The organism is Kushneria indalinina DSM 14324 (genome assembly GCF_003385845.1).
In the GTDB taxonomy this organism is placed as follows: Bacteria; Pseudomonadota; Gammaproteobacteria; order Pseudomonadales; family Halomonadaceae; genus Kushneria; species Kushneria indalinina.
On the sequence record NZ_QRDJ01000009.1, the window covers coordinates 137,504 to 153,170 of the forward strand.

General features: G+C 63.8%; 12 protein-coding genes. 2 read left to right on the plus strand and 10 right to left on the minus strand.

Translation table 11 applies throughout. The features are described from left to right. Positions 1 to 25: 25 nt before the first annotated feature. Positions 26 to 922, plus strand: coding sequence for a LysR substrate-binding domain-containing protein (locus C8D72_RS15010; RefSeq protein WP_115855268.1), 897 nt, complete (start codon positions 26 to 28; stop codon positions 920 to 922). Here C8D72_RS15010 and C8D72_RS15015 read toward each other — a convergent pair. The 5 genes from C8D72_RS15015 to treA form a co-directional block, all read right to left on the minus strand. Continuing rightward, entirely contained in the window at positions 891 to 2,342 is a 1,452-nt protein-coding gene (locus tag C8D72_RS15015; protein ID WP_115855269.1) for an amidase, read from the minus strand. The genes C8D72_RS15010 and C8D72_RS15015 overlap by 32 nt on opposite strands. 34 nt (positions 2,343 to 2,376) lie before the next feature. Then, a complete protein-coding gene (locus tag C8D72_RS15020; RefSeq protein ID WP_115855270.1) occupies positions 2,377 to 3,411 on the minus strand; it encodes a sodium:calcium antiporter in 1,035 nt (344 codons plus the stop codon). Between the two features lie 108 nt (positions 3,412 to 3,519). Beyond that, positions 3,520 to 4,422: a carbon-nitrogen hydrolase family protein gene (locus C8D72_RS15025; RefSeq protein ID WP_115855271.1), complete on the minus strand. Its 903-nt coding sequence runs from the start codon at positions 4,420 to 4,422 to the stop codon at positions 3,520 to 3,522. Positions 4,423 to 4,479: 57 nt separating this feature from the next. After that, entirely contained in the window at positions 4,480 to 5,067 is a 588-nt protein-coding gene (locus tag C8D72_RS15030) for a GNAT family N-acetyltransferase (RefSeq protein WP_115855272.1), read from the minus strand. 138 nt (positions 5,068 to 5,205) lie between these two features. Then, entirely contained in the window at positions 5,206 to 6,849 is a 1,644-nt protein-coding gene (gene treA / locus C8D72_RS15035) for an alpha,alpha-trehalase TreA (protein ID WP_245955288.1), read from the minus strand. 353 nt (positions 6,850 to 7,202) lie between these two features. On the opposite strand from treA, the gene C8D72_RS15040 reads away from it, so the two are divergent. Then, the gene (locus C8D72_RS15040; protein WP_115855274.1) at positions 7,203 to 7,547 is read left to right on the plus strand and encodes a hypothetical protein; all 345 of its coding nucleotides are present in this window, start codon (positions 7,203 to 7,205) and stop codon (positions 7,545 to 7,547) included. A 33-nt stretch (positions 7,548 to 7,580) separates the two neighbouring features. Here the strand turns inward: C8D72_RS15040 and C8D72_RS15045 are convergent, their stop codons facing one another. From C8D72_RS15045 to C8D72_RS17800, 5 genes are all read right to left on the minus strand, one after another. Then, positions 7,581 to 9,086, minus strand: coding sequence for a YifB family Mg chelatase-like AAA ATPase (locus tag C8D72_RS15045; protein WP_115855422.1), 1,506 nt, complete (start codon positions 9,084 to 9,086; stop codon positions 7,581 to 7,583). 91 nt (positions 9,087 to 9,177) lie between these two features. Continuing rightward, positions 9,178 to 10,941 carry a D-lactate dehydrogenase gene (gene dld / locus C8D72_RS15050; RefSeq protein WP_115855423.1) on the minus strand — a complete coding sequence of 588 codons (1,764 nt, stop codon included), beginning with the start codon at positions 10,939 to 10,941 and terminating at the stop codon, positions 9,178 to 9,180. A gap of 293 nt (positions 10,942 to 11,234) precedes the next feature. Continuing rightward, positions 11,235 to 12,350 (minus strand): metallophosphoesterase, encoded by a 1,116-nt coding sequence (locus C8D72_RS15055; protein ID WP_115855275.1) that lies wholly within the window; start codon positions 12,348 to 12,350, stop codon positions 11,235 to 11,237. A gap of 190 nt (positions 12,351 to 12,540) precedes the next feature. Then, on the minus strand, positions 12,541 to 14,529 hold the full coding sequence (locus tag C8D72_RS15060; RefSeq protein WP_115855276.1) for an OPT family oligopeptide transporter: 1,989 nt from the start codon (positions 14,527 to 14,529) through the stop codon (positions 12,541 to 12,543). A gap of 278 nt (positions 14,530 to 14,807) precedes the next feature. Beyond that, positions 14,808 to 15,335 (minus strand): accessory factor UbiK family protein, encoded by a 528-nt coding sequence (locus C8D72_RS17800; RefSeq protein WP_115855277.1) that lies wholly within the window; start codon positions 15,333 to 15,335, stop codon positions 14,808 to 14,810. Positions 15,336 to 15,667 lie beyond the last annotated feature (332 nt).

Consider the following 15,667-nt stretch of genomic DNA (forward strand, 5'->3'; position numbering starts at 1 on the left):
GGTCGGTTTTTAAGGAAAACTAAAAATGACCATTCCCTACCGGGCCATTGCTGTTTTTCATGCCGTCGCACGCAACGGCAGCCTGACGGCGGCCGGCGTGGAGCTGAGCATCACGCCGTCCGCCGTGCATCAACAGGTGCACCATCTGGAGAGTCATCTGGGGGTCAAGCTTTTTAATCGCAGCGGCAGGAAAATCACCCTGACCGAGGTGGGAGAGCAGTATTACGCTGATATTTCAGCGGAGATCATGCACATCGAGAACAGCACGATAAAACTCAAGGGCTACCGGGACATCAAGACCCTGAGCATTCGTGCGGCGCCGACCTTTGCTGCCTGCTGGCTCAATGGACGCATCGATACCTTTTTAAAGGCAAACGACGATATCGAGGTGCATATCGACGGCAACAGCGAACCGCCCCACTTCCTGGACGAGCGGGTCGATATCGATATTCGCTATGGGTCGGGGATCTGGAGCGGGCTTTACATCGAGCCACTGCTGGAAGACGACATAATGCCGCTGTGCGCGCCCCACGTGGCGGCGTCCGCCAGCCTGACGCCCGATGATCTGTTCGAGTTTCGTTTAACGCATTCGATCAAGAACATGATCCACTGGGATCACTGGTTCAGTCTGGCGGAGATTCAACCGCCCGGGCGCTGGCGGCGTATTCTGTTTGACCGGGGCCATATGGCGCTCGACTTTGCCGCAGGCGGCGGTGGCATCGCTCTGGAAGGCCGGCGCGTTGCACAAAAGCATATCGATCAGGGCCGGCTGGTATGCCCGGTTGACCAGCCGCCCCTGATCCGACGCCACACACACTGGATTGTCTGCCCCTACCAGAACCTGAGAATACCAAAGGTCAGGCGCTTCATCGACTGGCTGAGAGCGGAAATCATGAAGGTCGAGACGCTCGGCTTTCATTGATCCCTTCGGGAAAACGCGGCGGAAAAGCATTCATATAGGCCCGGCAGGCGCGCAGCACCCGGGTATCATCGAAGCGGGCGCCGACGATCTGCAGACCGACCGGCAGTCCGGCGGCCGTAAAGCCGCAGGGCACGGAGGCTGCGGGCTGCTGGGTCAGATTGAACGGGTAGGTGAAGGGGGTCCACTCCATCCAGTCACGCATGCCGCTGCCCGGCGGCACCTCATGGCCGGCTTCAAACGCTGCGATGGGCACGCTGGGCGTGAGAATCAGGTCGTAACTGCCAAAGAAATGATCCATATGGCGGTTGAGCCGGGTGCGCATGGTCTGGGCACGCAGCAGGTCCACGGCCGAAAAGGCGCGACCCCATTCGGCGATCTCGGCAAGCCCCGGGTCGAGTAGCGCCTTTTGCTGCGGCGTCATGTCGGCCACCTGGGTGGCCGAGGCCGCGGCCCAGAGAATACGATAGGTCTCCAGCGAGCTTTCCACTTCCGGTTCGATGCGATCGACCTGCGCGCCGAGCTCCTCCAGACGATGGGCGGCGTGGCCCACGCAGTGGGAGATCTCGTCATCGCGGACGGCGGTGCCCAGCGCCGGGCAGAAGGCCACCTTCAGGCCATCCAGCCGCCCCTCGTCGTCGCACTGCTCACCCCACGCGGGCTGGCCGGGCACTGCGAAGTAGTCATGGCCGTGAAAACGCCCGATGACGTTGAGCATGGCAATGGCGTCATCCACCGTGCGGGTGATCGGGCCGATGTGGGACAGCGAGGCCATGGTGCTCGGCGGCCACTGCGGGACCCAGCCATAGGTCGACTTGAAGCCGAACACGCCGGTAAAGGCGGCCGGGATGCGAATCGAGCCGCCGCTGTCGCCGCCCTGGTGCAGCACGCCCATGTTGAGCGCCGCGGCCACGGCCGCCCCGCCGGAGGAGCCACCGGGCGTCAGGTCGGTGTTCCAGGGGTTGCGGGTAATGCCGGTCACGCGGCTGTCGGTGGTGGCCTTCCAGCCGAATTCGGGTGTGGTGGTCTTGCCCAGCAGCACGGCGCCGGCCTCGCGCAGAAACTGTGCCGGCGGGCCATCGTGATCACAGATGTCGTCACCGGTGGTCAGCGAGCCATCGCGTACCGGCATACCCGCCACCTCGGAAAGATCCTTCATCGATGCGGGGATGCCGTCGATCGGCCCCAATGGCTCGCCGCGCTGCCAGCGCGCCTCACTGTCGCGGGCTGCCGCCAGTGCCCCGTCATGATCCACATGACAAAAGGCGTTCACATCACCATTGAAGCGCTCGATGCGCTCAAGTGCGGCCCGGGTTGCCTCGACCGGCGAGACCTGTCCCGACGCATAAAGTGCACGCAGCGTACGGGCATCGCACAACCCGAGTTCCTTGGGAGTATTGGTATCTGAAGATTTCGACGTCATGCGTTCTCCTGTCATAAGGTCGTTCCTGCCCTGCTCACCCCACCAGGGTCAGCACCGCACCAAGACCGTAAAGTACCAGTATCGACACGCTTTCAAAGCCGATGCCACCCCAGTTCTGACGTTCACGGCGAATCAGCCCCATCAGCATCACCCCGGTCATCAGCAGCGTAATGGCCACCCACAGCATCACCTCATCCGACATGACGTGATAGATCGAGCCGTCGCGGTAGGCCACATCGGAGGCCGCGGCAAACAGCGTATCAAAGGCGTTGCCACCGATGATGCCTCCCACTGCCAGGGTCAGCGCCCCCCGGCGTACGGCAGCAATCGAGGTCACCAGCTCCGGCAGCGATGTGGCGACTGCCGTCAGCAGCGCCCCGACCGAGGTCGCGGAAAGCCCGGTCGCCTGTGTAATGACCGAAGCCACACGCTCCAGCACCAGACCGGTCAGCCCCAGCAGGGCGGCCAGGGCCAGAAACTGAACCCACAGCATCATCAGCGTGCGCTTATCACTGCTCTCCTCGGGCGAGTCCTCAAATGTCTCGCGGGTACGCCGGGGCCGCCACATGGGATTGTTCTGGGCATCGCGCACTTTCAAGAGCCCGTAACCGTAGCCGGCAAACATCAGCACGGTCACCGGGTGGATGCCAAGAATCGTGAAGGGTGGTGTCCAGCCACCGAGCAGCAGCAGCGACAGCAGACAGATCAAAAGCGTCGACTGCATCAGGTTGCCGATCGAAGGCGCCGCATGCTCCAGATTGGCACGGCGGTAGGTGATATCGGCCAACGCCAGAAAGGCCGTCTGTACGGCGATGCCGCCCAGAGCGTTGCTCATCGCCAGCTCCGGCTGGCCGCGCGCCGCCGCCGCCACCGAGACCATAATGCCCGAAAGGGACGTCGCGGCCCCCAGCATGACCGAGCCGGCGATCGCCTCGCCCAGCCCGGTGCGATCTGCCAGCTGATCGACAATGCCGGTCAGCCAGGTACCGATGGTGCCGATAATCAGCGCACAGAGTGCAAACACTCCCAGCGCTGCCGTCAACGACAGCGATTCGAAAAAGGCGAACACACAAGACTCCCGGACCGAGGACGACCGTATCGTCAAAACCCCAAGGCTAGTGGCTCTTTTTCGCCCTGACCAACCCGTTCACGCCGGTCTTGCAAAGACAGACGCGCGTCAGCTTTTCTGGCTTTCATCATCAATGACATACATGCGCTCGGCGTCAAACTGCTCCGGCCAGTCGCGGCGCAAGAGTACCTGACCGTCATCGCGCAGCGCGGCAATGGCGGAGAGATCCAGCTCGACGTGCAGCCATGAACTGCGGTCGATGGTGATGTTCTCGCTCTGCGCTACCACACCGCTGGCCGGCATGCCGATATCGGCCGGCACATAGAGCCCGGCGCGGCCGTAGTTGTAGTCCAGCGCCTGCGACCAGGCCGCCTCGCCCACCGTGGGCGAGACCGCCACGGCAATCTGGTTTTCCAGCGCGCGGGCCCGGGCCCCGGTACGCACCCGGTAGTAGCCGGATTCGGTATCGGTACAGCTTGGTGAGACGATCAGATCCACGCCCTGCTCGGCCAGCAGTCGCGCGGCCATGGGGAACTCGTTGTCGTAGCAGATCAGAATGCCGATTTTGCCCAGCGTGGTCTCAAATACCCGCAGGCCGCTGCCACCCTCGATGCCCCAGTGCTCGCGCTCAAAGCGCGTCATGATCAGCTTGTCCTGGGTGCCGATCAGCCCGTTGGGGCCATAAAGCCAGGCACGATTGCGATAGACGCCGTCGTCATCGCGCACCGACGCGCTGCCCGGTACCAGATAGATGCCGAAACGCTTCGCCAGTGCTTCGCACTGCGCCAGCCAGTCCGGCAGCATCTCCTGCAGCGCGGCGATGGATTCATGCAGGTCACCGCGCACCTCAGGGGGCATCTGCCCGGTCATGACCAGACTTGAATACTCCGGCATCACCAGCAGCTCGGCGCCGCGGCGGGCGGCCTGCTCGATGAGCGACTCCAGATGCGCCTGATAATCGCGTGGGTGTTCAAACAGCTCGATGGCGTACTGACACAGGGCCAGATGCATGGGCACTCCTAATGAAAGGGAAAGTCAGAAACCGGCGCCGAAGCGCCGGGCATTGCGTCAGTCGAGCGTCTTGAGCCAGAAGCGCAGGGTCTTGTGATCCGGTGTTGAGGCGTCGATATCCTGCCACTCGTAGCGGGCGTAAAGCTCGGGGCGGCAGGTATAGCCGCGCTTGCGCCAGAAATTATCCAGCGGCTGGTAGCCGGCCGGGCGCAGTGGATGGTCCGCGGAGCGTTCCACGGCGCAAAACGCCGTATGCTGCACGCCGGCAAGCGTGCGGGCATGGGCCTCGCGCGCCTCGAAAAAGCGCACGCCCAGCCCCTGACCGCGATACTCGGGTAACAAGATCGACTCGCCGAAATAGCAGACGCTATCGACCTCGATCCCCTGCTCAACGAAAGGGCGCTTGAACGCCTCATCCTCATGGGCCAGCGGCAATGCCGTGCTCATGCCCACGACCTGATCGTCATCGAGTACCAGCACACAGAGGCTGTCGTCGCTTTGCGCGTAGGTCTCCAGATAGTCGCGCTCGTAGTCGCGCGAGCCGTCGTAGAGGTAGGGGAATTCACGAAAGACCCGGATGCGCAGCGCCGCCAGCGCATCAAGCCACTGACGGATCTGCGCGCCCTGAAGAGGAATCAGCTGCATCGAAACGCCTTTGCACCATATCAACGGACCGCTCAGGATAGCCCACCTGCGCGCGCGGTGCTGTCCCGAACCCATCGGCACCTGTCTGTCCACAGGCGCCGATGGGTGAGAGGGTGTGGATAACGCAGTGCGTCAGACTCAGGGCGTGCGCGCAGTCCCGGGGTAGCGTGCCATCAGATCCAGCAGCACGCCGTTGGTCCAGCCGAAGCCGTCGACCACCTCATACTCGCCGCCGCCGCCCACACCGGGGCTTTCCACGTTGTACTTCTCGACCAGCTTGCCGGTCTCGTCATACACCCGTTGATTGGTATTGATCCAGCGCCGGGCAATGGTCTCGGCCAGCTGCGTCTGGCCGTAACGGGTCAGGCCATCCACCGCCAGCCACTGCAGCGGCGCCCAGCCGTTGGGGGCATCCCACTGCTCGCCGGTGTGGCGGTTGGTGGTCACCATGCCGCCCGGCCTCAACAGCTCGCGCTCGACGGCCGCCGCAGTCGCCTCGGCACGCGGCCGGTCGGCCACGTCAAAGGCAAGCGGATAGACCATGGCCGCGGAGACCACCTGACTCAGGCGCTTTTCACGCCAGTCGTAATCGGTATAAAGGCCCCGGTCGGCATCCCAGAAGACCCGATTAATTGCTTCACGACGGGTTTCGGCGCGCTGCTCGAACTGCTCGGCGCGATCGCGATTCCCCTCAAGCTGCCAGGCATATGCCAGCGTCTCCTCCAGATGAAACAGCAGCGCATTGAGATCTACCGGAACGAAATCGCGGGTGGCAATGGTGGTCTGCTGACTGCCATCCGCCATCCAGCGCGAACTGAAGTCCCAGCCGCTCTCGGCCGCGGCGCGCAGGTCCCCGTAGACTTCTGACGCGGGCCGCTCGGGCGCCTTCTGCGACAGCGCAATCTCGCCGGCATAAGACTCCGGCCGCGGCGTGTTTTCGCTGCCGTGATAGCGGTTGAGCAGCGTGCCGTCCTCGAGTCTGACCACATGCTCGCTGGCCTGTCCCGGTGCCAGAGACTCACCTCCGCGCATCCAGTAGTCATATTCGCGCGAAAGCTGGGGCAGATAGCGCTGATAGACCTCATCGCCGTCATGTTCGGCCAGCAGCTCCACCATCGAAGCAAAAAACGGCGGCTGGCTGCGGGTCAGGAAATAGGTGCGGGTACCATTGGGAATAAAGCCGTACTGATCGATCAGCCAGGCGAAGTTGTCGACCATGTCACGGACCAGATCGTAGCGGTCGCTGTGGGCCAGCCCCAGCATGGTGAAGTAGCTGTCCCAGTAGAACATTTCGTTAAAGCGCCCGCCCGGCACCACGTAGCGATGCGGCAGCACCACCAGACTGCTCCACTGGCCTTCATCGGTGGCCGCCGGGTCGCGGGTCAGGTAGGGCCAGAGATTGATGATGTGCTGATCGATCGGCGTGCCGGCCGCCTCGGACAGGCGCGATTCATTCTCGGGCGGCTCGTCGAAGTTCTTACGCACAAAGGTTTCAAGCACTTCTCGGGAGAGCGGTCCGTCACTCGTGCGCGCCTGATAGTCCGACACGATGGCGGCCGGATCACGACGCGGGATCAGATCCACCACCGATTTTTCGTCCTCATACAGCTCGGCCTCGGCGATGGCCACCATGACCGACCCCCAGGCGCGCTCCGGCGACTGTGCAGCGGTCTTTGGATCGCTGCTCATGGCGCCACTACTGGCACAGCCTGCCAGTGCCCAGGCCAGCGCCAGTCCTGTCAGCAGGCGACCCATCGCGCCCCTTGATGCCATTCCCTGCATGATGACTCTCCCGTCCCTGTCGCCTTTTTGTTTAACACCGCCGTTGCAGCGCCGGCTTTCATATTAGCGCACGCCTATCAAAGCGCGACTCGCCATTGGGCGAAGTGTTCGGGCCTCCCCCGGGCAGCACAAAAGACGCTCATACCTACTAAAAGACCCGGCTACTGTCGAACCAATGTAAATCTACGTAAAGCTATGTATCAATGCCGCCGATAAGGACAGGGACGCCAGCGCTATCGGCGGGGTCGCACGCATGACGTGGTCGATGAACGCACAGACGCCCCAGCCATGGCAGAGCTTGCGTCAGAGATCACCGCGCTTTACCACACAGACCAGACACCATGAGACTGACCATGAAAACCCTATGGGCCGGCGCCCTTCTGCTCACGACATCGCTTAACGTCATGGCACAGGGCTATATCAGCGATGAGTTCAACACCCCCGGCAGCCAGGCGGTCGCGATCTATACCTGCGCGGTGACCGGCGCCGAAAAGGGATTTGAACCCGAAGCGTTCGACATCCTGCGATCGGCCTTCAGCCAGCAGGGCGCCAACATGAAGAGCCGCCAGGCGGAGAACCTGAAGGCAGATGCCTATCGCTGGTATGAGAGTGAGCAGGGTCGCTTTGATTTCGACAGCTACTGGCACGGCCAGTGCGCGCTGGTGTTTGACCGCATGGAACGCGCCATCAACGCCTGATACCCTCGGGTATCAGGCCGTATCGCCTCTACACTACACGCCCCGCCCCATCATCCGATCCAGCTGGCGATAGCCGATCGCTTCCATCAGCGCGCCCTTCTCGACCTTCTCTTCACCGTTTAAATCCGCAATGGTCCGCGCGACCTTGAGCACGCGGTGATACGCCCGCGCCGAGAGATTGAGCCGCGCCAGCACGCCGGAGAGCCACGCGCGCTCGTCATCGCCCAGTGCGCAGGCGGTTTCCAGCTCGCTGGTGGAGAGATGGGCGTTGAGGCCACCGCGGGCGTATTGAATCCTTCGCGCCGCCATCACCCGCTCGCGCACGGTCGCAGAGTTTTCGCCCTGGGTGTTGGCGGTGAGCTGCTCGGCAGGCAGTGCCGGCACTTCGATCTGTAAATCAATGCGATCGAGCAATGGACCGGACAGGCGAGCCTGATAGCGCTGAATCTGATTGGGGGTGCAGCTGCACTGCTGGCGCGGATCACCCAGATGGCCGCAGGGGCACGGATTCATGGCGGCCACGAGTTGAAAGCGGGCCGGGTATTCACGCTGGTGGCTGGCGCGGGCGATGTGCACGCGCCCGGATTCGAGCGGTTCGCGCATGGCCTCCAGCACCTTGCGGTCGAACTCCGGCAGCTCGTCGAGAAACAGCACGCCCTGGTGGGCCAGCGAGATTTCGCCGGGGCGAGGTCTTGAGCCACCGCCGACCAGTGCGGCGGGGCTGGCGCCGTGATGCGGAGCGCGAAACGGGCGCTGGCCCCAGCGCTCGAGGATATCGAGCCCGCAGACCGAGCGAATCGCCGCAACCTCCAGGCATTCGCTTTCGGTCAGCGGCGGCAGAATACCCGCCAGCCGACTGGCGAGCATGGTCTTGCCGGTGCCGGGCGGGCCGGCGAACAAGAGGTTGTGGCCACCGGCCGCGGCGACTTCCAGCGCCCGGCGCGCCTGATGCTGGCCGCGCACGTCACACAGATCCGCCGCGGCCAGCGTCGCGGCCGGCGGCGCCTCCAGCTGATGCGGCGTGATGCGGCGCTCGCCGGTCAGATGCGCCACCACCTCCAGAATGTTCGACACCGGCAGTACTTCCAGATCCCCTGCCAGCGCCGCCTCATCGGCATTGGCCGCCGGCAGCAGCAGCTGACGCCCGGCCTCGGCCACCGCCAGCGCCGCCGGCAGAACGCCGGTGACGGCGCGCAGCTGACCGTCAAGCGCCAGCTCGCCCACGCACTCCAGCTTGCCGACCGCCTCCTGCGGAATCTGCCCGGAAGCCACCAGGATGCCCAGCGCGATCGGCAGATCAAAGCGCCCGCCCTCCTTGGGCAGATCCGCCGGGGCCAGATTGAGCGTGATGCGCTTGGCGGGAAACTCGAAGCCGGCGTTGATCAGCGCGCTGCGCACCCGCTCGCGGCTTTCCTTCACTGCGGCTTCCGGCAGCCCCACGATGGCCAGGCCCGGCAGGCCGTTGGAGAGATGAACCTCGACCACCACTTCCGGGGCCGACAGCCCGACGCTGGCACGGGTGGGGATGATCGCAAGCATGCAGGGCTCCGGGCAGGGAATCAGCACACCGCCTCTCGCGGCATGCATTAGACATTCCTTGAGTATCGGCCATGCCGGCGATGATCTTTAATCAGGAGGATGCGGGCGCTTTCGCCTCGTGCTCGCCCCAGTGGCGCTGCTTGCTGGTCTGGCCGATGCCGGGGTTGAAGCAGTTGCAAGGGTCGAGCGTTTGATAAAACTTCCGCAGGGCCGGCTTGGCTTTATACAGGTGGCCCACGTTGTGTTCGGCCGGGTATTCGGCGCCGCGAGCGTCCAGCAGTGCCCACATGCGGTGTTCGAGTGCCAGGCAGTCGGTGCCCTTTCTAACGATGTAGTCCTGATGCATCACGTGACAGAAGAAGTGGCCGTAATAGAGCTTGTGGATCATCGACGCATCCACGTCATCCGGCAGGACTTCCAGCCAGTCGCGCTCGTTGCGCTTTAACGCCACATCGAGGGCGACGATGTCCTCGACCTCGTCATCGTGAATGATGCGATAGCGCCCGGCGGCGCCGGCCGCGGCAAAGCGGTGCAGAAAGGCCTTTTTGCCTTCTTCATCGCTGCATTCGAAATACTCGCCTTCGCGCGTGGCGAAGTGCTCATCCAGCAGCGCCCGAGTACGCGCGACGTTCTCCTCGCCGACCTTGAGCAGCAGATGGTGCTCGAAGCGGTCGCGGTAGTCGTTCATGCGCTTTGGCAGGTGATCAGGGAAGAGGCGGCCGATTTTTTGCAGCACGCGGTCAGTGACGTAGTCGGGTAGAAAGCGCAGCCGATTACAAAAATCGTCGATGCGGTTCTTGCGATCCCACAGCGCCGGCAGGCGGTGGGTGCCAAAGTACTGGATGGTGAGAAAGGTGTCCTTGCCGTAGTGTTTGGCAATGTCGTAGGCGTCGCGATGCATGTACTCGCCGGCAATCGGCAGCGTCTCAAAGTCGGCGAGAATCTGCCGGCGCAGGTCGGTCAGCTCGGCAGGCGCGTTGGTGCCGATATAGAACACCTTCGGGTTTTTCTCCTGCTCGAAGGTATCCAGCCGCAGGGCGAACACCATCAGCCGGCCGGCCGAGCCCGCGGCCTCATGCAGCCGACGCGGGTCGGCATTGAAGCGCGCCGGGGTGTCGGCGTCGATATCGCGCACGTGCTGCTTGTAGTCCGGATCAGACGCCACCGCGTCGCTCTTGTCGATATCGGATTCGCGGTAGTCGCCGCGCTGCAGGCGCTCAAGCACGGTGTCTGGGTCATCGCCGAGTCGCACGCCCAGATGATTGACCAGCTCGAGCTCACCGGCCTCGTTCATGCGCGCATAAAGCGCCATTTCGGTGTAGGCCGGCCCGCGCTTGATCAGCGAGCCGCCTGAGTTGTTACACACGCCGCCAAACACCGAGGCGCCGATGCAGGACGAGCCGATCACCGAGTGCGGTTCGCGCCCCATGGGGGCCAGCGTCTTTTCCAGCTGATCCAGCGTGGCGCCGGGTAAGCAGATGACCTGACGTCCTTCGTCGATGGGCTGAATGATGTTCATGCGCAGCGTGCTGACGATCACGATCTCGCGGTCGTAGTCATCGCCGTCCGGGGTCGAACCGCCGGTCAGGCCGGTATTGGCCGCCTGGGTGATCACGATGCGATCGGTGGCCATGCACGCCTTAAACACCTGCCACTGCTCCTGCAGCGTGCCCGGGCGCACCACGGCCAGTGCCCGGCCGGTACCAAAGCGAAAGCCGGTGCGATAGCGTCGGGTGCCGACTTCGTCACTGAGCACAAATTCCCGGCCCACGATGCCTTCAAGACGGGCGATAAAGCCTTCTCGCTCGGGGCTGTCGGCGGGCTGCATTTCAAGGGTCTGGTACCAGGTCGTCATGACAATCACTCTCCGCAACATCGCCCCGTCGAGGCGGCCACCGGCCGCCCCGCGGGGCTGAATCATCAACGTGTTTCCGGCAGGTCGGCAACCGCACGCCATGAGCCGGGCATCGATGCCTTGAAAAGCGGCGGGAATATCGGCCAACCGGGCGGGCGGGCCTGTCATGCGGGTGTCGGCGCTACATCAGACGATCATTGTGAAATCGATACCGCCCCATTGCCAGCGCTGAGCGGCGTTATGCCAATCACATGCCCCGCCACCGGATCGAGGCGTGGCGGGCCGATGCGGGTTTATTGCGCGTGCAGGGTAATGCGGGTCAGCTCCGAGGGCTTGCCCAGGCGCAGGGCAAAGCCCATCCACAGCGCCGTGCCGTTGCTGACATAGAGCGTCATGCCATCGACGTCGTAGCGCCCGGAGACGAAACCGTTGTTGGCGCGTGCCACGATCCGGTCCATGCCGATAATCATGCCGCCATGGGTGTGGCCGGAGAGCTGCAGCGCCACGCCTTCGCTCGCCGCCTCCCGGGCATTTTTGGGCTGGTGATCCAGCAGGATGATCGGCACGTCGGAAGGGATGCCTTCGATGGCGGCCGCCACGTCGGGGCCGGGCAGGCCACGGCTGGTGCCGGCCGGGTCGTTGACGCCGGCCACGGCCAGACGCGCACCGTCACGCTCGATCAGGGCATGAGCATTGGACAGCCGGGTCATGCCCAGGCTCACGTAGTGCTGCATCCACTGCTCATAGCCGAAATAGTATTCGTGGTTGCCGGGGCTGACGAACACCCCATCGCGCGCGCGGAGATTGGCCAGCGGGGCGACATCGTCACGGCGGTTGTCCAGCGTGCCGTCCATCAGATCACCCGTGATCAAAATGGCGTCGGCATCCAGCGTATTGGTGCGCTCGACCACGGCGCGTGTCCAGGCCTCGGGGAACAGCCCGCTGATGTGCAGATCGGTGAGATGGACGATCCGGTAGCCCTCGAACTGCGGGGCCAGCCCGGGAATTGCGATCTCGATGTCCTTGACCGGCGGTACGCGCGCGGCCTGCTGCACGCCCACAATGCCAAGCCCCAGGGCCACCACCGCGATGACGTAGCGCACCGTGTCCGGCGCGGCCAGGCGCTGCTGTTTGATCAGCATGGTCATGAGCATCACCAGATCCATCAGCAGCTGAAAAACGGCCAGCAGAATCAGCGCCCCGAACAGGGCGTTGGCCACCATCGACAGGGGCCTGGGAATCTCGGGCGAGAAGATCGAGCCCGTGACCCAGCGGCTGATCAGGTGCTGCTCGGCCACGACCAGCAGCACCAGTGCCAGCGCCAGCTTGATCCACAGCGGCGCCGTCAGCGGCAAAAGATAGCGAAGAACAACAACGCACCAGGGCAGGGCAGCCATCAGATGAAACATGTTTCAGAACTCTTGTGATCGGACACGGCCCACACAGGATAGCGGACGAGCGAACGGCGCATGATCCAGAAGTCTCATGACACTGTCCTGACGCAATAAGGCTGCGATAAGCAAACCGCCAGCAGGGGCCCGGTCACATGACAGCGCCGCGCGTTACACGACGCAGCGCTGCCATGACCGCCGTCGGCGATTACGACCGCGCCGCCATGATGCGCCGATAAAAGGCCACACAGACCGCGGTAAAGACGCCCAGCCCCAGCCACTGCGCGGTGGATGCAAAGTCGCTGCCGACCAGCGCCAGCGGCGCCTCGCTGCCGGTAAAGCCGATCACGCCGGCCATCAACACGCCCATCAGGCTTTCCCCCACGATCAATCCCGAGGAGAGCAGCACGCCGCGCTGCTGCACGCGCTCGCGCGTTGAGGCATCTGTCCGGCTCAGGCGACGGGCCACGACCCATGACAGCACCGCGCCGACCACCAGCGGCATGTTCACGCTCGGCGGCAGATAGATACCGAGCCCCACCGCCAGCACCGGCAGACGGGCCACGCCGCCGCGGCGGCGCAGCAGCTCGTCCACCAAGATCAGTACCGCCCCCAGCGCCACGCCGATCAGCAGCATGTGGGTATTAAGGTCACGATTGAAGATGCCGCTGGCGATCTGCGACATCAGCGTGGCCTGCGGCGCGGCGAGCGCCTGGGCGGGGTCCATGCCTTCGCGCGGCAGGGCGCCGGTAAAGCCGTAGGCGTTGTATAAAAGCGTCAGCACCGGCGGAATGATCAGCGCGCCCACCACACAGCCGATGATCAGCACCAGCTGCTGACGCCAGGGCGTGGCGCCGACCAGGTAACCGGTTTTCAGATCCTGCAGGTTGTCATTGGAGATGGCGGCGATGGCCAGAATCACCGAGGTGGTAAACAGCGCCAAGCCCACGGCGAGCTGACCGCCGGCGGCGCCGGCAATGTCGGTGCTGATGCCGGAAAGCGCCAGGATCAGAAGCGAGACCAGAATCACCGCGATAATGCCGATGCCTGAAATGGGGCTGCTGGAAGAGCCCACCAGACCGGCCATGTAGCCACACGCCGCCGCGATCAAAAAGCCGAAGACAAAGGCAAAGAGCACGCAGCCGATAATCAGCGACCAGAAGGCCATTGAGGAGAGCCCCGGCGCGTTGTCCTGAATGAACACGGCAAAGACGGCCACCAGCGCGACCAGTAATACCCCGGCCAGGCTCAGAATCCACACGCCCGGCAGGTCCCGGTCGGTACGATCGATGTCGCTTTTATCCGGCCGGGCAGACGAGGCCAGCGCGTGCTTGAGCCCCTGAACCAGCGACTTCGACAGCGTCGCCAGCGTCCAGAGCGCGGCAATGGCGATGGTGCCGGCCCCCATGAAGCGCACCTCACTGGACCACAGCGCCATGCCCAGCTCGCTCAGTGACTGCCCCGGCGCCTGGGCGGTGGTCAGGGTCAGCCACGGCACCGCCACGCCCCAGGCGATCACCAGCCCGGTCAAAAGCGCCATGCCACCGACGATCCCGACCAGATAGCCCGCCCCGACCAGCGCCAGCGAAAAGCCGGTCGAGAGCTGAAAGGCGGCGCGCCCGGCGCTGAACCACAGACTGATGCTGTCGGCGAGCAGGCGAAAACCGCTGGCCAGCAGCGTAAAGAGTGCGGCGACCACGCCGCCCAGAGCGATGTCCCCGGCGCCGGTCCCCCGGCCCGCTTCAGAAGGGCCCTCGCCGACTTTCAGGATCTCGGCCGCCGCCACGCCTTCCGGATAGGGCAGCGTGCTTTGCACCACCATGACCCGGCGCAGCGGAATGGTGTAGAGCACGCCCAGAATGCCGCCGATGGCGCAGATCGAAAACGCCTGCCAGAACGGGAAGCCGGCCCAGAAGCCGATCATTAAAAGCCCTGGCAGCACGAAGATAATCGCCGAGAGCGTGCCGGCTGCCGAGGCCTGGGTCTGCACCATGTTGTTTTCGAGAATATTGGCGTTGCGGCAGTAGCGCAGCACCGCCATGGAGATGACGGCCGCCGGAATCGAGGAGGCAAAGGTCAGCCCAACCTTGAGCCCGAGATAAACATTGGAGGCGGTGAAGACAACGGTAATCAGTGCGCCCAGCACGATGCCGCGCAGGGTCAGTTCGGGCAGGGCCTGCCCGTGAGGGTGAGACATAAAAACCACTCCTGATGCGTACGCGCCCCGCCGCTGGGCGCCCCTACGGATCACCTTCACGACTACTGGCACGCACCATGACAATGCCCGCGAAGCTGTCACGGACCTTAAGATGTGTCGTGGGGAGGGTTTTACTTCATTTGCGGGCGGCGCGTCGAGCCCCTGGCGGTCATGCGACGCCAGCGCAGGCTACCTTTTGCCCTGATCGAGACAGCGTCACCCGGATACAACAGCACCGCCGGATGGCGGTGCTGGAAAATCGTGCTGGCCGGGAGAAATCAGTCCGCCGTGCCCTGACCGCTCTGGTCATCGGCACCGGAGGCGCGCTTGCCGCTGCCCCGGGTGGACTTGCCGGCAGGCTTTGAGGCCGCCGCGCCGGAGGTGGCCTTGCCAGTGCCGGTCGCCGGCGTGTCGGTGGCCTCAGCGGTTGAATCGACCGCCGCTGCCGGCGCGTCATGCTCACCGGCCAGACGCTCGGCTTCGGCGGCCGTGTCTGCGCCACCGGGGGCGGCCGCGGCGCTCATCTCTGAAGGTGTGACCGCAGCGTTTGATTTGCCATCACGTTCATCGAGCGCGGCTTCGAGTCGGGTGACCTGCTTTTCGAGATCTTCGACACGTGAACGGGTGCGCTGCAGCACCTCCATCATGACATCGAAGTCCTCGCGCGAGACCAGCTCCATGCGGTCAAAGGCGCTGCGCATGGCACTTTGTACCGTGCGCTGGATCTCTTCAGGGCCGCGGGAGACGTCCTGCAGCCGCTCGCCAACCTGTTGCGCCAGTCGTCCAAAAATATCGTGCTTTGCCATGTCTGCCCTTCCTCTAATTGTCTGCGTTCCCGAAATGAGAGGGTCGGCCGCACCGCACCCGAGTATGCATGCCGACAATACCTGCCTACAGGATACGCAACATGGCGCCGAAACGCCTAAAAACAGCAGCGCACCAAAAGCGGGCATATCTGAACGACAGCCATGCCATTTTAGTGCATACCGGCCCCTTTTCTGCGCAATTGTGGTGCTTACAGGAACTTACCCAAGCAGGAAATCCATAATAACTATCTGTTTTTAAAGCATTCCAATGACGATGGCACATTGCCTGCCATGTAATGACAAGCGTCAATCAGCCTGATGACGTGCGCGAC